Annotated in this window: 18 protein-coding genes; 16 read left to right on the top strand and 2 right to left on the bottom strand. The window is 60.6% G+C overall.

Features of this window, described 5'->3' with window-relative positions; genetic code table 11:
• The first annotated feature begins 6 nt into the window (after nt 1-6).
• Nucleotides 7-558: a PqiC family protein gene (locus CLU80_RS28435; protein WP_099759120.1), complete on the top strand. Its 552-nt coding sequence runs from the start codon at nt 7-9 to the stop codon at nt 556-558.
• Here the strand turns inward: CLU80_RS28435 and CLU80_RS28430 are convergent.
• Nucleotides 516-1820: a sensor histidine kinase gene (locus CLU80_RS28430; protein ID WP_099759119.1), complete on the bottom strand. Its 1305-nt coding sequence runs from the start codon at nt 1818-1820 to the stop codon at nt 516-518. The two genes, CLU80_RS28435 and CLU80_RS28430, sit on opposite strands and share 43 nt — an antisense overlap.
• A gap of 393 nt (nt 1821-2213) precedes the next feature.
• On the opposite strand from CLU80_RS28430, the gene pmrG reads away from it, so the two are divergent.
• From pmrG to CLU80_RS28400, 6 genes are all read left to right on the top strand, one after another.
• Complete coding sequence (pmrG, locus tag CLU80_RS28425; protein WP_016985302.1) at nt 2214-2813, top strand: lipopolysaccharide core heptose(II)-phosphate phosphatase PmrG; 600 nt, start codon at nt 2214-2216, stop codon at nt 2811-2813.
• A 63-nt stretch (nt 2814-2876) separates the two neighbouring features.
• Nucleotides 2877-4592: a lipid IV(A) 4-amino-4-deoxy-L-arabinosyltransferase gene (arnT, locus tag CLU80_RS28420; protein WP_099759118.1), complete on the top strand. Its 1716-nt coding sequence runs from the start codon at nt 2877-2879 to the stop codon at nt 4590-4592.
• Nucleotides 4589-6106 carry an ArnT family glycosyltransferase gene (locus tag CLU80_RS28415; protein ID WP_099759117.1) on the top strand — a complete coding sequence of 506 codons (1518 nt, stop codon included), beginning with the start codon at nt 4589-4591 and terminating at the stop codon, nt 6104-6106. The genes arnT (CLU80_RS28420) and CLU80_RS28415 overlap by 4 nt, the downstream gene beginning before the upstream one ends.
• Nucleotides 6107-6316: 210 nt before the next feature.
• Nucleotides 6317-7330, top strand: a complete 1014-nt coding sequence (locus tag CLU80_RS28410; protein ID WP_099759116.1) for an iron ABC transporter substrate-binding protein — start codon at nt 6317-6319, stop codon at nt 7328-7330.
• Nucleotides 7331-8929, top strand: coding sequence for an ABC transporter permease (locus tag CLU80_RS28405; RefSeq protein ID WP_099759115.1), 1599 nt, complete (start codon nt 7331-7333; stop codon nt 8927-8929).
• Nucleotides 8926-9984, top strand: coding sequence for an ABC transporter ATP-binding protein (locus tag CLU80_RS28400; protein ID WP_099759114.1), 1059 nt, complete (start codon nt 8926-8928; stop codon nt 9982-9984). The genes CLU80_RS28405 and CLU80_RS28400 overlap by 4 nt, the downstream gene beginning before the upstream one ends.
• Here the strand turns inward: CLU80_RS28400 and CLU80_RS28395 are convergent, their stop codons facing one another.
• Nucleotides 9985-10875 carry a site-specific integrase gene (locus CLU80_RS28395; RefSeq protein ID WP_099759426.1) on the bottom strand — a complete coding sequence of 297 codons (891 nt, stop codon included), beginning with the start codon at nt 10873-10875 and terminating at the stop codon, nt 9985-9987.
• Nucleotides 10876-11308: 433 nt separating this feature from the next.
• Here CLU80_RS28395 and arnB point away from each other — a divergent pair, with 433 nt between their 5' ends.
• The 9 genes from arnB to CLU80_RS28350 are packed head-to-tail and all read left to right on the top strand — an operon-like array spanning nt 11309 to nt 21710.
• On the top strand, nt 11309-12457 hold the full coding sequence (arnB, locus tag CLU80_RS28390) for a UDP-4-amino-4-deoxy-L-arabinose aminotransferase (RefSeq protein WP_099759113.1): 1149 nt from the start codon (nt 11309-11311) through the stop codon (nt 12455-12457).
• The gene (gene arnC, locus CLU80_RS28385; RefSeq protein WP_099759112.1) at nt 12454-13479 is read left to right on the top strand and encodes an undecaprenyl-phosphate 4-deoxy-4-formamido-L-arabinose transferase; all 1026 of its coding nucleotides are present in this window, start codon (nt 12454-12456) and stop codon (nt 13477-13479) included. The genes arnB and arnC overlap by 4 nt, the downstream gene beginning before the upstream one ends.
• Nucleotides 13476-15467, top strand: coding sequence for a bifunctional UDP-4-amino-4-deoxy-L-arabinose formyltransferase/UDP-glucuronic acid oxidase ArnA (gene arnA / locus CLU80_RS28380; RefSeq protein WP_099759111.1), 1992 nt, complete (start codon nt 13476-13478; stop codon nt 15465-15467). Before arnC ends, arnA begins: the two co-directional genes overlap by 4 nt.
• Nucleotides 15467-16351 carry a 4-deoxy-4-formamido-L-arabinose-phosphoundecaprenol deformylase gene (arnD, locus tag CLU80_RS28375; RefSeq protein ID WP_099759110.1) on the top strand — a complete coding sequence of 295 codons (885 nt, stop codon included), beginning with the start codon at nt 15467-15469 and terminating at the stop codon, nt 16349-16351. Before arnA ends, arnD begins: the two co-directional genes overlap by 1 nt.
• Complete coding sequence (arnT, locus tag CLU80_RS28370; protein WP_099759109.1) at nt 16348-18000, top strand: lipid IV(A) 4-amino-4-deoxy-L-arabinosyltransferase; 1653 nt, start codon at nt 16348-16350, stop codon at nt 17998-18000. The genes arnD and arnT (CLU80_RS28370) overlap by 4 nt, the downstream gene beginning before the upstream one ends.
• A complete protein-coding gene (gene arnE, locus CLU80_RS28365) occupies nt 17997-18341 on the top strand; it encodes a 4-amino-4-deoxy-L-arabinose-phosphoundecaprenol flippase subunit ArnE (RefSeq protein WP_099759108.1) in 345 nt (114 codons plus the stop codon). Before arnT (CLU80_RS28370) ends, arnE begins: the two co-directional genes overlap by 4 nt.
• Nucleotides 18338-18742, top strand: coding sequence for a 4-amino-4-deoxy-L-arabinose-phosphoundecaprenol flippase subunit ArnF (gene arnF, locus CLU80_RS28360; protein ID WP_016986767.1), 405 nt, complete (start codon nt 18338-18340; stop codon nt 18740-18742). Before arnE ends, arnF begins: the two co-directional genes overlap by 4 nt.
• Entirely contained in the window at nt 18739-20118 is a 1380-nt protein-coding gene (locus tag CLU80_RS28355; RefSeq protein WP_034153972.1) for a UDP-glucose dehydrogenase family protein, read from the top strand. Before arnF ends, CLU80_RS28355 begins: the two co-directional genes overlap by 4 nt.
• A complete protein-coding gene (locus CLU80_RS28350) occupies nt 20115-21710 on the top strand; it encodes an ArnT family glycosyltransferase (protein ID WP_099759107.1) in 1596 nt (531 codons plus the stop codon). Before CLU80_RS28355 ends, CLU80_RS28350 begins: the two co-directional genes overlap by 4 nt.
• Nucleotides 21711-21737: the final 27 nt, after the last annotated feature.

Below are 21737 nucleotides of genomic sequence, written 5' to 3'. Positions count from 1 at the left end.
ACCGCAATGGCTTTACCGCTGAAGATCACCGTGCTCGCTGCCGTGTTGCTGTTGGGCGCCTGCCGCAGCGACCCGATCAGCTTTCACACGCTGACCCCGGTGCAACTGAGTAACAAGGGCGGCGGTGCGCAGATTCCGATCGAAGCCCTCAGCGTTCCGCCACAGGTCGACCGCGCGCAAATCGTTATCCGCCAAGGCAACAGCGGCCTGGCGATTCTGGAAACCGATTGGTGGGGCGCGACACTTGCCGATGAGCTGCGCGGCGCACTGAGCGATCAATTGAGCAATACCGGCAGCCAGGGCGCTACCTCGGTACGCATCGAAGTGCAGCGCTTCGATTCGATCCCGGGGCAGTACGCCTTGATCGACGCCAAATGGCGTCTGCGTCCATCAGGGGCGACCGACAGTGGACTGCTGACCTGCCGCTCGACCTTGCAAACACCTTCAGGCCCGAGCATCGATGAGCTGGTGACGGCCCAGCAGAACAACGTCAAACGCCTGGCTGCGGCGATCAGTCAGGCTGCCGGCAATCCGCGCGGCTGCCCGCCCGCGTCCTGAATCAGCGTCACAGTAAAGCGACAGCCATTCGGCTCACGGGTGGTGAGTTTCACCTGCCATTGTTGCTGGCTGCAGATCCGCTGCACCAGTGAAAGCCCCAAGCCGAGCCCTTCGCCGCGCTGTTCGTCACCGCGCACGAAGGGCTGGAACATCGCATGGCGCTGTTCTTCCGGGATACCGATGCCGCTGTCTTCGACCACGAAGCTGTTTTCCTGCAAGGTCAGTCGCACAAAACCGTGGTCGGTGTAATGCCAGGCGTTGCGCAACAGGTTGCCCATCACTGATTGCAGAAAGGTCAAGTTGAAGCGTCCGGCGCCGGCGTGCTGCGGATCGTAGACAAACTCCAGGCCTTTTTCGCGGATCAAGCGGCCCCACACCTCTGTCTGCGCATCGGCAATCTCCTTCAGTGTGCAGGTGGACTGCACGCGGACTTCTTCGGGTTTGCGCGCCAGCATCAGAAAGGTTTCGACCAATTGGCGCATCTCGTGGCTGGCCCGGGCAATCCGGCTGACTTGCGCCGTCGAGCGGGCATCAAGCGACGGATTTGCCAGCAGCAACTCACAGGACGTGCTCAGCACCATCAACGGCGTGCGCAGTTCATGGCTGACATCGCTGGTGAACAGTTTTTCCCGGCTCAAGGTGGCGCGCAGACGTCCCAACGTCTGATCGAACGACAGCGCCAGCTCGCCGACCTCATCAGCGGCGTAATCGGGATGCAACGGCGGCGCCACCTCGATGAGCTGATCGCGGTGGCGAACCTGGCGGGCCAGACGAATCACCGGCGCCATGACCCGTCGCGCCAGCAAGCGGCCCAGAATAATCGCCAGAATCACGCTGAGGATGAACCCGACAATCACCACAATAAACAGCAGATGCTCACGTTGTTCGAGGCTTTCCTGATCGCGCAGCAACACGTATTTGCGCCCGCCAACGGCTTCGACCATGGCGTAGAAAGCGTCACCGTGAAAAGTGATTTCCTGAAAGCCCAAGGGTAGCGCCGCCAGTTGCCGGGTCAGTGCCAACGGCCCCTGGCCGCCCTCGAAAAAAAACAATTCGCCCTTTTCCGGGGCGTGGCTCCAGTGACTGATGTCATCCATTGCCAATAAACGGCGTAGACCTCCGCTTAGCGTGGTGGTGGTCAACTTGCGCTCGACCACGTGCACGGTGGCGACGATCCCCAACGCAAACACACCGGCCACAAGAGCACTCATCAGGGCGAACACGATCACGATCCGTTTTGTCAGGCTTTGCTTGAGATCCATGCGTTCGAACGACTCCTGAGTGTTTATCCGGCTAGCCCGGCGCTATGCCGTTGCGTGACAGCCTGAGCTTCACCGCAACGATGGAGACTTGTTAAGGCCCCTCGACAAACAAAAACAACAATTGAGTTTGTTTATCAAATAGGCGCTTTAGTTTGCCCGCAGTAACTTCTGGCAATTTTTTCACATGTTCTTCACCGCGCCCCGACGACCTTGAACGTAGTGTTCAGCCAGCATTCAAGTAAACAGTCGTAAAGTTGCTCGCTGCCCAAGCCTTGCGTTGCACTGAATGAACTATCCGGCGTTTAAAGAGGCAACATTGTGGCGCAATTATTTCAGTTGAAACATTTATTTCGGTACCGGCGTACGCCGCGCTTTCGGCTATGGGTTGCACTCGTGTGTGTCATCGCACTGGCCATTCTGGTCAGTGGTTTTGTCTGGTGGCCGCGCTCACCGACCGACCTCGATCATGCCGGGCGCAGCACCACCGCTCAATGGGTAAAAGCCTGGCGGGCCGGTGAAGTCGTTGCGCTGGTGCGACACACCGAACGCTGCGATCGTTCGAGCAATACCTGCCTGGGCCCGGCGGATGGCATCACCGAAGTGGGCAGCCGCGCGGCGCAAGCGGTCGGTCAAGGCTTCGTCAGACTGGGCATGCAGCAGGCCGTGGTGTTGAGCAGCCCGCTGACCCGCACGGCGCAAACCGCGCATTACATGTTCGGCCACGACGCCAGCGCCGAAGACTGGCTGGCCACCTGCGGCCCGACACTTCGCGATGACATCGTCGCGCGCAAAGTGGCGCAGCAGAATCTTGTACTGGTCACGCACAGCGGCTGTATCAGTGATTTTGAAAAACAGACCGGTTTTCCTCACGCGATTGCCGCCGAGTATGGCAGTACCTTACTTGTACGAATTGATGACCGGAAACAACTTACAGTGCTGGGCATTATCAATACACCGTTCTGGCAGATATTAGACGTTACACATAAACAATGAAAAAACCGCCACGGCTTCTAGTGTTTTAAGCCAGATACTATTTATTCGCCCCAAGGCTCAGTCATGACGTCCGATACCCCTCCGTTGCGCCACGCTGCCCGTCATTTGATGCAACCTCCCTCGCCGATCGAACGCTGGGCGATCCCTGGGTTGATCCTGGCGTTTGTGCTGTTTTATCTGTTGCCGCTGATGAGCCACGGTTTGTGGATTCCCGACGAAACCCGTTACGGCCAGATCAGCCAGGAAATGCTGCTGAGCGGCAACTGGGTCGCGCCGCATTTCATGGGCATTCGCTATTTCGAGAAACCGATTGCCGGATACTGGATGATCGCCATCGGCCAGGCGATTTTCGGCGACAACCTGTTCGGTGTGCGCATCGCTTCGGCGGTGAGTACGGGCGTCAGCGTCTGGCTCGCCTATCTGTTGGCACGCAGGCTCTGGAACAACCCGCGGATCAGCGCGGCATGTGCCTTGCTGTACATGAGTTTTGGCCTGATCGCCGGTCAGGCAGGCTACGCCAACCTTGATCCGCAGTTCACCTTGTGGGTCAACCTCAGTCTGGTAGCAGTGTGGTTTGCCATCGACAGCACCACCCCCAAGGCCCGTCTCGGCAGTTGGGCATTGCTCGGCGCCGCTTGTGGAATGGGCCTGATGACCAAAGGCTTTCTGGCCCTGCTGCTGCCGGTGCTGATCGCCCTGCCCTACATGATCTGGCAACGCCGTTTCAGCGAACTGCTGCGCTACGGCCCGGTGGCGATACTGGTGGCCGCATTGGTCAGCGTGCCGTGGGCACTGGCGGTACACGTGCGCGAGCCGGACTTCTGGCGGTTTTTCTTCTGGCATGAACACATCCGCCGTTTCGCCGCTGGCGATGATGCCCAGCATGCACGGCCGTGGTGGTTCTATCTGCCGTTGCTGTTTGCTTCGACGTTGCCATGGGCGCTGTTGTTGCCGACGACGCTGATTCGTACCTGGCGTGAAAAACGCGAGGCAAAAACCGCGTTTCTGGCGCTGTGGTTTGTGCTGCCGCTGATCTTTTTCAGTCTGAGCAGCGGCAAGCTGCCGACCTACATCATGCCGTGCCTGTTTCCTCTGGCCCTGCTGATGGGCTACACCGTGGTCAACTGGCTGGAGCAGCGCAACACGCAGGTTCTGCGCCTGAACGGCGTGATCAATACCGTAATGGGCAGCGTTGCCCTGATTGCGCTGATCTACCTGCAAGCGAGCAAGGAACTCTACGAAAACACCGAGATGTTCAGCCTGTCGCTGGTGTATATCGTGCTGATCGGCTGGATCATCGCCAATGCCCTGCAAGTCATGCGGCCGCTGACGATGTGGGCCATGCCGGCGCTCGGCATCGGTCTGCTGATCGCCTTGCTGCCCGCCGCGATGCCGGCGCAAATCGTCGACAGCAAGATGCCCGACCAGTTTATTGCCGAGCATCAACAGGCCTTGAGCGAAGCGTCCTCGCTGTTGAGTAATGACCTTGGCGCCGCGTCGGCCTTGGCCTGGCGTCTGAAGCGGCCGCAAGTCGATCTGTTCAATACCGTCGGTGAACTGAAATACGGCCTCGACGATCCGGCCATGGCTGCCCGCAAGGTCGGTCTGGATGATGTCGGCCAATGGATGACCGAAGCGCGCAAAAAAGGCTCGGTGGCGGTGGTGATGCGCGTCAACAGCACCCAGGAAGCGCAGGAAATCGAGCTGTTGCCAGCTGACGGCAAGCATTACCAGCGCGGCAATCTGCAGATCTACATTTTCGCCAAGCGCCAGCCATGACCGCAACGGCCAAAGAACGCAGGGCGTTATGGATTCTTCTCGCAGCGACTGCGCTGATGTTGCTGCTTGGGCTGGGCAGCCGCGAACTCTGGGGCGCGGAAACCCGCTGGGCCAATATCGCGTTGCAGATGCTGCAAAGCGGTGATTACTTCGACCCGTATCTCAAGGGCGATCCGTACTACGACAAACCATTGCTGTCGTACTGGCTGATCACCGCGACGTCCTGGCTGACCGGAGGCCTGGGGCCGTGGTCATTGCGCTTGTCGTCGGTTATTTCGGCGTGGATCAGCGTATGGCTGGTGTACCTCTTGGGCGAGCAATTGTTTCGCAAAGGCACCGGGCTGATTGCCGGATGGATGTTGGCGACCACATTCTATTTCGTCTTCTGGGCGCGGGTCGCGACGGCCGACATCCTCACCGTTTGCGGTGTTCTCGCGGCGGTGTGGTGGTATTGGCGTGGGCCGGATGACACCCGGCTCTGGCGCTATGGGGTGTTTTTTTGCCTGTTGGCGCTGACATCACTGTTCAAGGGCCTGATCGGTTTCATCCTGCCGGGGCTACTGCTGTTGCCGCATCTGCTGCAAGACGGACGCTGGAAACGCCATCTCAATCGGCGCCTGTGCGCCGCGCTGCTGATCGCCGGGGCGTTCTATGGGGTGCCGTTCCTGCTCTCGCATGTCTACGGATCCCCCGACTACCGGCAAAGCGGTCTGGAACTGGTGTTGCGCGAAAACGTCGTGCGGTTTTTCCAGCCGTTCGACAACATCGGCCCGATCTACACCTATTTGTTGTACTTGCCGGTCTACACCCTGCCGTGGGCGCCGTGCTGGATCATCGCCCTGTGGGGGGCGCTGCGAAACTGGCGAAACATTGAGCCGGACACCCGCTGGCTGATTCAGGGCCTCGGCCTGTTGCTGCTGTTTTTCACCGCCAGCGGCAGCCGACGCAGCTATTACGTGTTGCCTCTGGTGCCGTTCGCGCAACTGCTCGGTGCGTGGTGGATTACCCGCCGGATGGCCGCGCGCAACCTTCAAGGGCGTGGCTTGCACGTCGGCTTTGCGATCGCCACGGCGGTCATGGTCGGCGTGCTCGGTGTGTTGTATCCGTGGACCAACAGCGGAGGCGGCGTGATCCGCTTCGGTGAAACGGTACGCGAACAGGCCAGCCAGCAGGCACCGTTGAGTCAGTGGCGTATGGTCATGATCGAGGTCGACAACAAAGTCCCGATGTACCTGCAAACCGGCGGTGCGCCCTTCTACTACGTGCCGGAAACTGCGGACTTTCCGCGTACCGGCAACAGCGCGGCGTTATTGGCCTGGCTGGAACGCAGCAGCGGTCAGCACTGGGACGCGCAACGCACCATCATTGTTGCCCAGTACCGCATTGGTGATCCGCTGCCACTCGACTACCTGAGCGCCGATCACCGGGTCATCAGCACCACGCCAACCCGCGGCGAACAAGTGTTCCATGGCCGCACCGACCAGAGCGTCGCCTACATCCCCAATCCCTCCTGAATAGCTGACGCGGAATGACGCACGGCAACCGTGCGTCACCGAGTCGCTGCTAATCTGAATGGCAATGACATGTATTAACGGTTTGTTTGACGTTTTTTTCTCATTTGCCTCTCTACATTGCCTGCGGCTGAATATCTGCAAATCATTCGCATTGAAGTCTGCCCGCGAATGCCTGCCCATAACGTCTAAAAAATCAGGAGCGTTACCGTTATGAATCCAAAGGTCCCGTCCTTTCTGAAACGCGCATTGCTGGTCAGCGCCCTGCTCAGTGCCGGTCAGGCGTTTGCCGCTGACAGCGTTGGCCTGCTGGTCTACAACGCCCAGCATGAAAGCCTGACCAAAGCCTGGGTGGCCGGTTTTACTGAAGAGACCGGGATTCCGGTGACGATTCGCAATGGCGATGACACCGAAATGGGCAACCAGATCGTGCAGGAAGGCGCGGCCTCGCCGGCAGACGTGTTCCTCACCGAAAACTCACCGGCGATGGTATTGGTCGACAACGCCAAACTGCTCGCCCCGATTGCACCCGCCACGCAGCAACAAGTGGACGCGGCGTACCGCCCGGCTCATGGCCAATGGATCGGCATCGCCGCGCGTTCGACGGTGTTCGTCTACAACCCGGCGAAACTCGCGGAAAAAGACCTGCCGAAATCCCTGCTCGACCTGGCTAAACCGGAGTGGAAAGGCCGCTGGGCTGCTTCACCCGCTGGTGCGGACTTCCAGGCCATCGTCGCGGCCGTGCTGGAACAGAAAGGCGAAACGGCTACCCTCGACTGGCTCAAAGGCATGAAAGCCAACGCCAGCGTGTACCGCGGCAACAGCGCCGTGCTCAAAGCGGTGAACGCCGGGCAGATCGACAGCGGCGTGATCTACCACTATTACAGCTTCGTCGATCAGTCCAAGACCGGCGAAAACAGCCAGAACACCAAGCTCTACTACTTCAAGCACCAGGATCCGGGCGCGTTTGTCAGCACTTCCGGCGCGGGCGTACTGGCCTCCAGCAAACATCAGGAAGAGGCGCAGAAGTTCGTCAAATACATCACCGGCAAAGAAGGCCAGGAGATTCTCCACAGCGGCACCTCGTTTGAGTACGCGGTCGGCAAAGACGCGCCGTCCAACCCGAAACTGACGCCGTTGAAGGATCTCGACGCGCCTACAGTCGACGCGTCGAAACTCGACAGCAAGAAAGCCGTCGAGCTGATGACCCAGGCGGGAATCCTGTAAGTGCTCCCCGAAACCCTACCCGCGCAGGTAGCAGTGACCGCCTCCGCGAGCCTTAGACTTAAACCCCGCGCCCTCACCGGTCGCGGGGGCTCGTGGGTGGTTGCGCTGGCGATCGGTGTTTCATTACTGTCGCTGCTGCCGATCGCGTTTGTCCTCGGCGTGTCGTGGGCCACCGGTTGGGCAACCATCGAAGCCTTGGTGTTTCGTCCACGGGTGGCGGAACTGCTGATCAACACCGTGTTGCTGGTGTTGATCACCTTGCCGCTGTGCATTCTGCTCGGCACCGCACTGGCATGGCTGACCGAACGCACCGATCTGCCCGGTCGACGCCTATGGTCATTGCTGGCCGTGGCGCCACTGGCGATACCGGCGTTCGTGCATAGCTATGCGTGGGTCAGCCTGATTCCATCGATTCACGGTTTATCGGCCGGCGTGCTGGTGTCGGTAATCGCCTATTTTCCGTTTCTCTACTTGCCGATTGCCGCAACCTTGCGCCGACTTGATCCGGCGATCGAAGACGTCGCCGAATCCCTCGGTCTCAAGCCTTGGGCGGTGTTTTTCCGGGTGGTGTTGCCGCAGTTGCGCCTGGCGATCTGTGGCGGTGCGTTGCTGGTCGGGCTGCATTTGCTGGCCGAATATGGCCTGTACGCGATGATTCGTTTCGACACGTTCACCACGGCGATTTTCGATCAGTTCAAATCGACCTTCAACGGCCCGGCAGCGAACATGCTGGCGGGCGTTCTGGCGTTATGCTGCCTGGCGATGCTCACCGTTGAATCCGCCGCCCGGGGCAAGGCGCGCTATGCGCGCGTGGGTTCCGGCAGTGCCCGCGAACAACGCACGGTTCGGCTCGGTCGTGGCAGCGTGATCCTCGGGCTCGGTCTGCAAGTGCTGACCTGCCTGCTCGCCCTTGGCGTACCGCTGCTGACATTGAGTCGCTGGTTGATCGCCGGTGGCTGGGACGTGTGGGGCGGCGACGAACTGTTGCCTGCGCTGCTGCAAACCCTGTCGTTTGGCGTCGCCGGTGCGCTGTTGACCAGTCTGGCGGCGATTCCGATTGCCTGGCTGTCGATCCGCGCGCCGGGCAAATTGCAGCGTCTGCTCGAAGGCTGCAATTACATCACCAGTTCCCTGCCAGGGATTGTCGTGGCGCTGGCACTGGTCACCGTGACCATCCATTTCGCCCGGCCGATCTACCAGACCACCATCACCGTGCTGCTCGCCTATCTGCTGATGTTCCTGCCACGTGCACTGGTCAGCCTGCGTGCCGGTTTTGCCCAGGCGCCAGTAGAACTGGAGAACATTGCGCAAAGCCTCGGCCGATCACCCCTGCGCGCCTTGTGGCTGATCACCTTGCGCCTCGCGGCACCGGGCGCTGCCGCCGGCGCCGCGCTGGTGTTTCTGGCGATTACCAATGAACTGACCGCGACCTTGCTGCTCGCCCCCAACGGCACCCGTACGCTGGCCACCGGCTTCTGGGCGATGACCAGCGAAATCGATTACGCCGCCGCCGCGCCTTACGCACTGTTGATGGTGCTGCTTTCGCTGCCGCTGACGGCCCTCCTCTATCACCAATCCAGGCGCACCGCTGGCCGATGAACGCACTCGAACTGATCTCCCTGAACAAGTCCTTTGGCGCGCAGAAAGCGCTGGATGACATCTGCCTGTCAGTACCGACCGGCAGCCGCACGGTGATTGTCGGCCCGTCCGGCTCCGGCAAAACCACGCTGTTGCGGATAATTGCCGGGTTTGAATTCCCCGACGCCGGCAGCCTGACCCTCAACGGTCAGGTGCTGGTCGACAGCACCCATGCGGTGCCCGCCTACCAACGGCAGATCGGCTATGTTCCGCAGGACGGCGCGTTGTTTCCGCACATGACCGTCGCCGCCAATATCGGGTTCGGTCTGGCACTGACCGGCGCGGCCAGACACGAGCGGATCAAGGAGCTGATGGACCGCGTCGCGCTGGACGCCAACATGGCCGAGCGTTGGCCCCATGAACTGTCGGGCGGCCAGCAGCAACGGGTGTCCCTCGCTCGGGCCCTCGCGCAGCAGCCACGGCTGATGCTGCTGGATGAACCGTTCTCCGCCCTCGACACCGGCCTGCGCAGCGCCATGCGCAAAATGGTCGCGCGCTTGCTTGAGGACGCCGGCGTCACCACGATTCTGGTGACCCACGATCAGGGCGAAGCGCTGTCCTTTGCCGATCAGTTGGCAGTGATGCGCGGCGGGCGGCTGGTGCAGTCCGGGCATCCGATGGACCTTTACCGCTTTCCCCGCGACGAGCAGACCGCACATTTTCTCGGCGAAGCCGTAGTGATGCCGGCACGGATCGAATCCGGTCTGGCCCACTGCGATCTCGGTCAGGTGCCGGTGAACAGCAACGGTTTCATTGGCGACGCGCAGATCATGCTCAGGCCCGAGCAGTTGCAGTTGTCCGGCGCCGTAGTCGGCACACAAGGCTGCCCCGCCGTGGTCACTGAGCGCGATTTTGCCGGCAACACCTGCACCCTCACCGTCGAACTGCGCTCGCCGATCACTCAGGATCCCGGGCGGTCGCTGCTGGTGCGCAGCTCCGGCATGCACGCGCCGCCTGCTGGCAGCGACGTGCAGTTATCGGTGCTCGGTGCGGCGCATCTGTTCGCCGCGTCCTGATTACAGATCGAAGCGATCCACCGCACGCCGCCGCTCGTTGTCATCACGCACATCGTAGTTGGCGGTGGTCTGGATGTTGCTGTGGTGCGCGAGTTTCTGCGCGATCGACAGATCATGTTCCTCGATGACCCGCGTGATAAACGAGCGACGGAAGTCGTGCGGCATGATCTTCACCCCGACCTGCGTGCCACGCTGACGGGCAATGTAGTAAATCGCGTGTTTGGTGATGCGCTCGCGGGTGATGTGGCTGCCGCGACGGATGCGGTTGAACAGAAAGGCATCGTCGCGCTCGCCTTCCTTGAGCTGCGAGCGCCGCAGTTCCAGCCACGCATCAAGTTTGGCGAATGCCCAGGCCGGCGCGTACTTGATCAGTTGTTTGTTGCCTTTGCCGGTGACGGTCAGGCTGCGCTCAGTGAAGTCGACCTGATTCAAGTCCAGGTCCACCGACTCCGATTTGCGCATGCCGGTGCCGTACAACAACGCAATCACCGCTGCGTCGCGCAGCCCTTGCGGACGCGGATCGGCGGCGCAGACTTCCATCAATTCGTGGATCAAGGTGCGCTTCAAGTTGCGCCCCTGGGACAAGCGCGTGCCGGCAATGGCTTTGACCGAACGCATTTTCAACAAATGATCCTGAGAGATCAGGCTCATGCGCCAGGCTTCATTCATCACACCGCGCACGGCATTCACATAAAGCGAAGAAGTGTTGGGCGCATAGTTGTCTTCGCGCAAAGCGGCGACCAGCGCAACAACATCTTCAGGTTGTAATGCGTGCCAGGGAATATCGTCGACATTCATGTCTTCAAAGCCGAGGCGGTCGGCCGCATCCTGCAAAACATAGCGCATGGTCAGCTGGCTGGAGGGGGCCAGGCGCGCCAGATACAGGGTCATCGGATTGGTTTGGCGGGTTTGCAGCGGTACAACGGACAAGTCAGTCAAACGTAAAGGCCTTGAGTAAAAACAATTCAACACACCAACTAATAACTGCAACATTCCCAGTGTAAGGGGAACACTTCTGTAGGACTTTTCTACTAAAAATGACGATAAGCGGCAGAAGTCTGAACAGTGGCTGTATGGGGTTCAGATAAACGATTCGCCGACCGGTTTTTCATGTTCCTTTCACAAAAACGGGCATAACCTTAATTCCAACAGATCCCGTGTCGGCGCCGTTCAAACTGCCGCGCGAAGCCACAAAAGTCAACCGAACCCCGACGGTAAGTCTTTTCAGCAACTTATTGATGCAAAGGTAATTTTTGCGTCTACGCTGAGATTGGATCCTACCCGGTGAATTGGTTTTCTTCTGATTGTTTGTGATGAGGTGTTCATGAGTCAGGCGTTTCTCCCCTTCTCTCGCCCGAGTATCGGCGATGAAGAAATTGCAGCCGTTGAACAAGTATTGCGTTCCGGCTGGATCACCACCGGACCGAAAAATCAGGCACTCGAAGAACAATTCGCGCAATACGTTGGCTGTCGCCACGCGGTGGCACTTTCGTCCGCCACCGGCGGCATGCACATTACCTTGCTGGCGCTTGGCATTGGCCCGGGTGACGAAGTCATCACCCCGTCGCAGACCTGGGTCTCGACCGCCAACATGATTTCCCTGCTCGGCGCCACGCCGGTGTTCGTCGACGTTGATCGCGACACCTTGATGACCGATGCCGCGCGCATCGAAGCCGCCATCACCCCACGTACCAAAGCAATCATTCCGGTGCATTACGCCGGTGCTGCGTTTGATCTTGATCCGCTGTATGCGCTGGCCGACAAACACGGCATCGCGGTCATCGAAGACGCCGCCCACGCTGCCGGCACCCGTTACAAGGGCCGCCACGTCGGCGCGCAAGGCACGGCGATTTTCTCCTTCCACGCGATCAAGAACATGACCTGTGCCGAAGGCGCGATGTTCGTCACCGACAACGAAGCCCTGGCCAGCCGTGTGCGCATGCTCAAGTTCCATGGTCTGGGTGTCGACGCCTACGATCGCCTGACCGGTGGCCGCAAGCCGCAGGCGCAAGTGATGGAGCCGGGTTTCAAATACAACCTCGCCGACATCAATGCGGCGATTGCCCTGGTGCAACTGGAGCGTCTCGACGCGATCAACGCGCGCCGCACCGAACTGGCCGCCGCCTACCGGCAAAAACTCGAAGGCCTGCCGGTGCAACCACTGGCTTTGCCCGCCTACGCACAAACCCACGCCTGGCACCTGTTCATCCTGCGCATCGACAGCGAGCGCTGCGGCATGGACCGCGAAGCCTTCATGAAAGGGCTGCAGGACCAGGGCATCGGTACCGGTATCCATTTCATCGCCACTCACCTGCACACCTGGTATCGCCAGCGTGACCCCGATCTGTATCTGCCCAACACCGAATGGAACTCGGCGCGGCTGTGCTCGATTCCGTTGTTCCCCGACATGAGCGATCAAGACCTTGATCGCGTGGTCGGTGCCATCGCCACTCTTATGGACAAACGCCCGTGAAACCTTATCCGATCCGCTGTGTGTCGATCGTTATCCCGGTCTACAACGAACAGGACAGCCTGCCGGAACTGCTGCGCCGTACTGAAGCCGCCTGCCAGATGCTGCGTCACGACTTTGAAATCGTCCTCGTCGACGACGGCAGCCGTGACGAGTCCGCCAACCTTCTGGAAGAAGCCGCGACCCGTGAAGACAGCCCGTTCGTGGCGGTCATCCTCAACCGTAACTACGGCCAGCACGCAGCAATCATGGCCGGTTTCGAACAATGCAAAGGTGATGTCGTGATCACCCTCGACGCCGACCTGCAGAACCCGCCGGAAGAAATCCCGCGCTTGGTCGCCGAAGCGGAAAAGGGTTACGACGTGGTCGGCACCGTGCGCGGCAACCGCCAGGATTCGGCCCTGCGCCGCTATCCGTCGAAGCTGATCAACCTCGCCGTGCAACGCTCCACCGGCGTCGCCATGAGCGACTACGGCTGCATGCTCCGCGCTTACCGCCGGACGATCATCGACGCAATGCTCGCCTGCCGTGAACGCAGCACTTTCATCCCGATTCTGGCCAACAGCTTCGCCCGCCACACCACCGAAATCGTCGTGGCCCACGCCGAACGTGAGCACGGCGATTCGAAGTACAGCCCGATGCGCCTGATCAACCTGATGTTCGACCTGGTCACCTGCATGACCACCACGCCGTTGCGCCTGCTGAGCATCGTCGGTTTCACCATGGCCGGGCTTGGATTGCTGTTTGCTTTTGCGTTGATCGTCATGCGTCTGGCCTTCGGTTCCGGCTGGGCCGGTGACGGCATGTTCGTGCTGTTCGCCGTGCTCTTCGTGTTCACCGGTGGCCAGTTCATCGGCATGGGCCTGCTCGGCGAATACCTGGGACGCATGTACAGCGACGTGCGCGCCCGCCCGCGTTTCTTCATTGAAAAAGTCTTGCGCAGCCACGCCGCCGAGCCGGCGCCTGCAGTCACCGTTGATGGTCTCTCCACTACTACTTCTACTACCGGTCAGGTTCTCTCATGAGTGCAAAAACTGTTGTCTTCGCTTATCACGATATTGGTTGCGCCGGCATTCAAGCCTTGCTCGACAGCGGCTACGACATCGCGGCGGTGTTCACTCACGCCGATGACCCGAAAGAGAACGCGTTCTACGGATCGGTTGCGCAACTGTGCGCCAACAAAGGCATCCCGGTGCACGCGCCGGAAGACGTCAACCACCCGTTGTGGATCGAGCGGATTGCCAAGCTCGCCCCTGAGTACATTTTCTCGTTCTACTACCGCAACCTGCTGAGCGAGTCGTTGCTGGCCGTGGCCAAAAAAGGTGCGTTCAACCTGCACGGTTCGCTGCTGCCAAGCTACCGTGGCCGCGCCCCAGCCAACTGGGTACTGGTCAACGGCGAAACCGAAACCGGCGTCACTTTGCACCGCATGGTCAAGCGTGCCGATGCCGGCGCCATCGTTGCTCAGCAACGTGTCGCCATCGAACGCAGCGACACCGCGTTGAGCCTGCACGGCAAATTGCGCGCTGCGGCCAGCGATCTGTTGCGTGACACCCTGCCAGCCATGCTGCAAGGCAAGATCAGCGAAACCCCGCAGGACGAATCGAAAGCCAGCGTATTCGGGCGTCGCACCGCTGCGGACGGCAAACTGGTCTGGGCGAAACCGGCCGAGCAACTGTTCAACCTGGTGCGTGCGGTGACCCAACCGTATCCGGGCGCGTTCTGCGCGGTCGGCGAACACAAACTCATCGTCTGGAGCGCTGAAGTCGTCAAAGGCAACGACGGTCAGGCGCCGGGCCGGGTGATCAGTGTCGACCCGCTGCGCATTGCCTGTGGCGAAGACTCGCTGGTGATCCTCTCCGGCCAGCGCAACGACAACGGCCTGTTCCTCAGTGGCCCACAACTGGCCAACGAACTCGGCCTGGTCGACGGCTCGCTGTTGCGCGGTGCCGAATCCGGCCGTGCGCCACGTCGCACGCGCGTGCTGATCCTCGGCGTCAACGGTTTTATCGGCAATCACTTGTCCGAGCGCCTGCTGCGCGATGACCGCTATGAAGTCTATGGTCTGGATATCGGTTCCGACGCCATCGACCGTCTGCGCAGCCATCCGCACTTCCACTACGTCGAAGGCGACATCAGCATTCACTCCGAGTGGATCGAGTACCACATCAAGAAGTGCGACGTGGTCCTGCCGCTGGTGGCCATCGCCACGCCGATCGAATACACCCGCAACCCGCTGCGTGTGTTCGAACTCGACTTCGAAGAAAACCTGAAACTGGTGCGCTACTGCGTCAAATACAACAAGCGCGTGATCTTCCCGTCGACCTCGGAAGTCTATGGCATGTGCCAGGACAAACACTTCGATGAAGACACTTCCAACCTGGTGGTCGGCCCGATCAACAAGCAGCGCTGGATCTACTCCGTGTCCAAGCAACTGCTGGACCGGGTGATTTGGGCCTACGGCGCCAAGGGCTTGAATTTCACCCTGTTCCGCCCGTTCAACTGGATGGGCCCGCGCCTTGACCGTCTGGATTCGGCCCGCATCGGCAGCTCCCGCGCCATCACCCAGTTGATCCTCAACCTGGTCGAAGGCACACCGATTCGCCTGTTCGACGGTGGCGAGCAAAAACGCTGCTTCACCGACATCGCCGATGGCGTCGAGGCGCTGGCACGGATCATCGATAACGACAACGACGTCTGCAACGGCCAGATCATCAACATCGGCAACCCGGATAACGAAGCCAGCATCCGTCAGTTAGGCGAAGAGCTACTGCGTCAGTTCGAAGCGCACCCGCTGCGTGACAACTTCCCGCCGTTCGCCGGTTTCCGCGACGTGGAAAGCAAGGCGTTCTACGGTGCCGGTTACCAGGATGTTGAGCACCGTAAACCCAGCATTGCCAACGCCAAGCGTCTGCTCGACTGGACGCCGACCGTGGAAATGCGCGAGACCATCGGCAATACGCTCGATTTCTTCTTGCGCGAGGCCATGCTCGAAATCGCGGACAAGAAGTAATGCAGGCAGGACTTCGTATCGACGTCGACACCTACCGCGGCACCCGTGAAGGTGTGCCGCGGCTGCTGGAAATGCTCGATGAGGCGCAGATCAAGGCAACGTTCTTCTTCAGTGTCGGCCCGGACAACATGGGCCGGCATCTGTGGCGCCTGATCCGCCCGCAGTTTCTCTGGAAAATGCTCCGCTCCAATGCTGCCGGCCTGTACGGCTGGGACATTCTGCTCGCCGGCACCGCGTGGCCGGGCAAGCCGATCGGCCGCGATCTCGGGCACCTGATGCGTCAGGCCCGCGACGCCGGTCACGAGGTGGGCCTGCATGCGTGGGATCACCATGGCTGGCAGGCCAATGCCGGGCGCTGGAGCAATGCGCAACTGATCGAGCAGATCCGTCAGGGCGTCGACACTTTGAGCGACATTCTCGGCGAGAAAGTCGAGTGCTCGGCCGCCGCCGGTTGGCGTGCGGACGAACGCGTGATCGAGGCCAAGCAAGCCTTCGGCTTTCGCTACAACAGCGATTGTCGTGGGCAACACCTGTTTCGCCCTTTGCTGGCCGACGGTACGCCGGGCACCCCACAGATTCCGGTGGACCTGCCGACCTTCGACGAAGTCGTCGGCCCCATCGTCGCGGCGCGGGATTTCAACGGTTTCATCCTTGATCACTTTCGCCCGCAACAACTCAACGTCTACACCATTCACGCCGAAGTAGAAGGGATTCTGATGGCTGAGGATTTTCGTCAATTGTTGGCCGATGCGCGCCAACGCAACATCGACTTCAAACCACTGGGCGACTTGCTGCCCGAGTTCTTCAACACCTTGCCCGTGGGTCGCGTGCAACGCGGCGCCCTCGACGGCCGTGAAGGCTGGCTGGGAGTGCAAGGCGCATGATTAAACGCTGGACGCTGCCACTGCTGTTGCTGGGTATTTGCTTGCTGGCCTATCTGCTGCCGCTAGGCACGCACGGTTTGTGGATTCCTGATGAGACCCGTTACGCACAGATCAGCCAGGACATGCTGCTCAGTGGCAACTGGGTGTCGCCGCACTTCATGAGCCTGCGTTATTTCGAGAAGCCGATTGCCGGTTACTGGATGATCGCGCTGGGCCAGGAATTGTTCGGGCAGAACCTGTTCGGCGTGCGCTTTGCGTCGGCGCTGAGCACTGGATTGAGCGTGCTGCTGTGCTATCTGGTCGCTCGGCGCTTGTGGAACGAGCCGCGCAAAAGCTTCGTCTGCGCCCTGCTCTACATGAGTTTCACTATCGTCGCCGGTCAGGCTGGTTACGCCAACCTCGATCCGCAGTTCACCTTTTGGGTCAATCTGAGTCTGGTGGCGCTGTGGTTTGCCGTCGACAGCCACACCAACGGCAAGCGCATGGCGGCCTGGGCTGTGCTGGGCCTGGCCTGTGGCATGGGTTTCATGACCAAAGGCTTTCTCGCCTGGCTGCTGCCGGTGCTGATCGCCCTGCCGTGGATGCTCTGGCAAAAACGCTGGCGTGAGCTGCTGATGTTCGGCCCGGTGGCGATTGCCGTGGCGATCCTCGTCAGCCTGCCGTGGGTGCTCGCAGTGCATGCGCAGGAGCCGGACTACTGGCGGTTCTTCTTCTGGCACGAGCACATCCGCCGCTTTGCCGGTGACGATGCGCAACACGATGCGCCATGGTGGTTCTACCTGCCACTGCTGGTGGCGTTCAGTCTGCCGTGGGTGGGGCTGCTGCCGACCGCGTTCAAACAAGCCTGGCAAAGCCGTGCTCAGCCGAAAGTGGTCTTTGTGCTGCTCTGGCTGGCGATGCCGCTGGGGTTTTTCAGCCTGGCCAACGGCAAACTGCCGACCTACATCCTGCCGTGCCTGCTGCCAGTAGCGTTGTTGCTGGGCAATGCGCTCGCCGACCGTTTGCGCCTGGAGCAAGGACGCGCGCTGAGCATCAATGGCCTGCTCAATCTGGCGCTGGGCATCGTGTTGCTGATCGCGCTGGTTTATCTGCAACTGACCAAACCGGTTTACGACCACGAACTGCACAGCATGGTGCTGGTGTTTATCGCACTGATCGGCTGGATCATCGCCAACCTGCTGCAAGCCTTTCTGCCGCTGCAATGCTGGGCAGCACCGGCACTGGGCAGCCTGTTGCTGATTGCGGTGTTGCCGGCGGCGCTGCCGAAATCGGTGGTCGCCAACAAGATGCCGGATCAGTTCATCAAGCATCACGTCACGGAACTGGCGCAGACCACCCATTTGCTGAGCAACGATCTGGGGGCTGCTTCGGCGCTGGCCTGGCGCCTGAAAACGCCGCAAGTGGCGTTGTACAACACGATAGGCGAACTGAAATATGGCCTTGCCTATCCTGACGGCGTTCAACAGCGGGTTGACACCAAAGACGTGCAACGGTGGATGCGTGAGGCGCGCCGCAGCGGTTCGGTCGGCGTGGTGATGCGCGTCAAGGGGCAGGACGAACTGGACGAAATCGACAAGTTGCCCAAGGACGGCCTCCGTTACGAACAGGGCAACCTGGTGATCATGATCCTGCCCAAGGAGGCGTCATGAGCCTGTTGCTGCTGTTGGTCGCGTGCCTGCTGACCTGCCTCGGCCAGGTGGCGCAGAAGTACGCCGTGGAGAGCTGGCGCGGCGTCGAGTCGGGCTGGGCCGAAAAGCTGCGTACGCCGTGGTTGTGGTTGGCCCTGCTCGCCCTCGGCTCAGGTCTGTTGGTCTGGTTGCTGGTGTTGCAGCGTCTGGAAGTCGGCATCGCCTACCCGATGCTCAGCCTCAACTTCGTGCTGATCACCCTGATTGCGCGCTTCGTCTTCCGTGAACCCATCGACCGCCAGCATTGGTTTGGCGTGGCATTGGTGATCGGTGGCGTGGTTTTGCTGGGGCAACAGTCATGAATCAACGTCGCGGCATCACGTTCGCGCTGGGCAGCGTGTTCCTCGTCAGCGCTGCGCAACTGGGCATGCGCTGGAGCATGACCCGCCTGCCCGTGCCGGAACAATGGCTGCACATCGACAGCCTCGATTGGCGGGCGCTGGCCGTGGTCATTGCGGCGGTTTTTGCCTACGCCCTGTCGATGCTTTGCTGGCTCGCCGCCCTGCGCGATCTGCCGCTGGGCCGGGCTTACTCACTGCTGAGCATCAGCTATGCGCTGGTGTATCTGCTGGCGGCCAGTCTGCCGCTGTTCAACGAATCCTTCAGTTTCACTAAATCACTGGGCGTGGCGCTGGTCATGCTCGGGGTCATCACCATCAACACTCGTCCGGCTCGTGCGCCCGAATTCAGGAGTGCTCCATGAAAATCACAGTATTTGGCAGCGGTTACGTCGGTCTGGTGCAAGCGGCTGTGTTGGCCGAGGTCGGCCATGATGTCGTGTGCATGGACGTCGACCAGAAGAAGGTCGACCTGTTGCGCCAGGGTCATGTCAGCATTTTTGAGCCTGGGCTGGCCAGCCTGGTGCGCGAAGGTCTCGACTCGAAACGCCTGCAATTCACCACTGATGAGCAACTTGCCGTGCAGCACGGTCGAGTCGCGTTTATCGCCGTGGGTACGCCGTCGCGTGAGGATGGCTCGGCGGATCTGCGCTACGTGCTGTCGGTGGGTGACGCGATTGCCCGCCATCGTGAGCAGCCGCTGATTCTGGTGGAAAAATCCACGGTACCGGTGGGCACCGGCGACACCTTGCGCAAGCACATCGAAAAAGCCTTGATCAAAACCGGCCGCCTGCTGCAATTCGATATCGTTTCCAACCCGGAATTCCTCAAGGAAGGCTCGGCCGTTGCTGACTGCCGCCGCCCGGACCGTATCGTCATCGGCTGCGAAGGCGATGAAGTGCGCGACGTAATGCGCGATCTGTACTCGCCTTTCAACCGCAACCATGACCGCATCATGTTCATGGACCTGCGCAGCGCCGAGCTGACCAAGTACGCCGCCAACTGCATGCTGGCGACCAAGATCAGTTTCATCAACCAGATCGCCGAACTCGCCGAACACCTGGGCGCCGACATCGAATCGGTGCGCCAGGGCATCGGCGCCGACACGCGCATCGGTTACCACTTTATCTATCCGGGCTGCGGTTATGGCGGCTCGTGCTTCCCCAAAGACATGCGCGCGTTGATCCACAGCGCCGAAGAAGCGCACTGCTCCAGCGATTTGCTGCAAGCGGTCGAGGCGATCAACCAGCGGCAGAAACACAAGTTGTTCGAGCGCATCAACGCGTTCTACAAGGGTGACCTGCGCGGCAAGACTTTCGCCCTGTGGGGCCTGGCGTTCAAACCCAACACCGATGACATGCGCGATGCGCCAAGCCGTGTCCTGCTCGAAGAACTGTGGGCCGCCGGTGCCAGCGTGCGCGCCTTCGACCCGGAAGCCATGCAGGAAACCCAGAATCTTTATCCGGACGAGTCGAAGCTGATGCTAATGGGCACGCCAGAATCGGTACTGCCCGGCGCCGACGCATTGATCATCTGCACCGAATGGCAGCAGTTCAAGGCGCCGGATTTCGATCTGATCAAACAGCGCCTCAACAGTCCGGTGATCTTCGACGGCCGTAACCTCTACGACGCCGAGCGTCTGGCACGTAACGGTTTCCATTACTTCCCGATGGGCCGTGGCGAATCGCGCAAATTGCCGATCCCGTTGCAACAGTGGCCACACGCGTCCGACGTCGCTTGATCAGCTTATCGCCTGAGATTCGCCGGCAGTCCCTGATCGCAGGGCTGCTGGCGTTTTTAGTGTTCATGGCCGGGGTCTACGGGCAGGCCCCGATCGGTTTCGATTCGCGGTTCGTGTTGTTCGCGCAAGAAATGCTGCGCCATGGGCCGACGGTGTTTCCGACCACCTATGGTCAGCCGTATGCGGATTATTCAGCGGTTTCGACGCTGTTCATCTGGCTGCTGTCGCTGCCGTTCGGCGCGGTGAACGCGTTTACGGCGTGGGCGCCAAGTGCCGTCGCCGGTGCGCTGATCGTGACGCTGATTTATCGACTGCTGGCGCCGTACTCGCGGCGTTGGGCGTTGATCAGTATTGCGTTGCTGATGCTCACCAGCGGTTTCGTCACTGAAGTGCGCGCGGTGTCGCAGGACTTGATGCTCGCGGCGGTGGCCTTCGCGGTGTTCTATCTGGGTTATGCCCATGAGCATTTTGCCGGCAGGCGTCACTGGCCGTTGATCTTCGCGTTGCTGCTGCTCGGCTTCGGCATTCGCGGGCCGATTGGTCTGGTGGTGCCGACCGGCATGCTGTGCAGCTATTACCTGCTCAACCGTGAGTGGTCGCGACTGCTGGTGTTCGGCGTACTGGCTTCGCTGCTGCTCGCGGCCTGCGTCGGCCTGCTGTTGTGGCTGGCGAAACTCAGCGGTGGCCCGGTCTTCTTGCAGGACGTGATCCGCATGCAGTTCATGGGGCGCATGGACGGCAGCGAAGGCGTCAGCGGTTCGCTGTATTACTTCACCAGTTCGTTCGGCAACTACGCGCTGGCCTATCCGCTGGCATTGCTGGTACTGGTGGCGGCCTGGCTGAGCAAACCGCAGCAACGTGGCCCGGCGCTGCGTCTGGTGCAGTACTGCGCGGCGGCGGGACTGATTGTGATGGTCGGCCTGTCGATTCCCCAGGCGAAAAAGGCCCGGTATCTGCTGCCGATGCTGCCGATGGCGGCGATCATTGCGGCGTATCCGTTTCAGGTTGCGCATGGGCGGGTGTTCCGCTATTTGCGCGGCTTGATCATGGGCTTGTGGCTGGTCACGCCGGGCTTGCTGCTGGTGGTTTTGCTGGTCGCTCAACGGCGCTTTCCCGAGCAATTGAGTGACGTGTCCTGGGTGTTGATCGCGCTGGGCCTGCTGCAACTCTTGGCGTTGTCGCGATTGTTGCTCCCACGTTGGCGTGTCGAGGTATTGGCGTTGTCTGCGGTGTTGGCGTTGTGGACGGTGTACGCGGCAGTGTTCGAGCCGGTGGAGCGGCGTTTGTACGACACCCAGGCATTCAGTCACGCGGTGTTTGCCCAGGTTCAACAAAACCCGGCGCCGCTGGTGCTGCACGGCATGGGCAAGGATGCGAAAGCGATCAAGTTCATGGTCAATATCGAGCAGGATCTGCAACCGCAGTTCAGCGACTCGATCCAGCAACTGGAGGCGCTCAAAGGTCCGGCGTGGCTGATGATGGATCGCAGTGATCTGCCATCTCTCAAGGGCACGCCGCTGGAAAGCGCGCAGCCGGTGTTGAGCGGGCGTTTTGATAAAAACGACTATGTATTGCTGTGGCTGAAACCGTAACCTGTCGAGCTTTTGACCGACAGGATT

Source organism: Pseudomonas sp. 29 (assembly GCF_002754355.1).
Classification (GTDB): domain Bacteria; phylum Pseudomonadota; class Gammaproteobacteria; order Pseudomonadales; family Pseudomonadaceae; genus Aquipseudomonas; species Aquipseudomonas neuropathica.
Note: the sequence above shows the minus strand (reverse complement) of the source record. Positions and strands in the feature narration are given on the sequence as shown.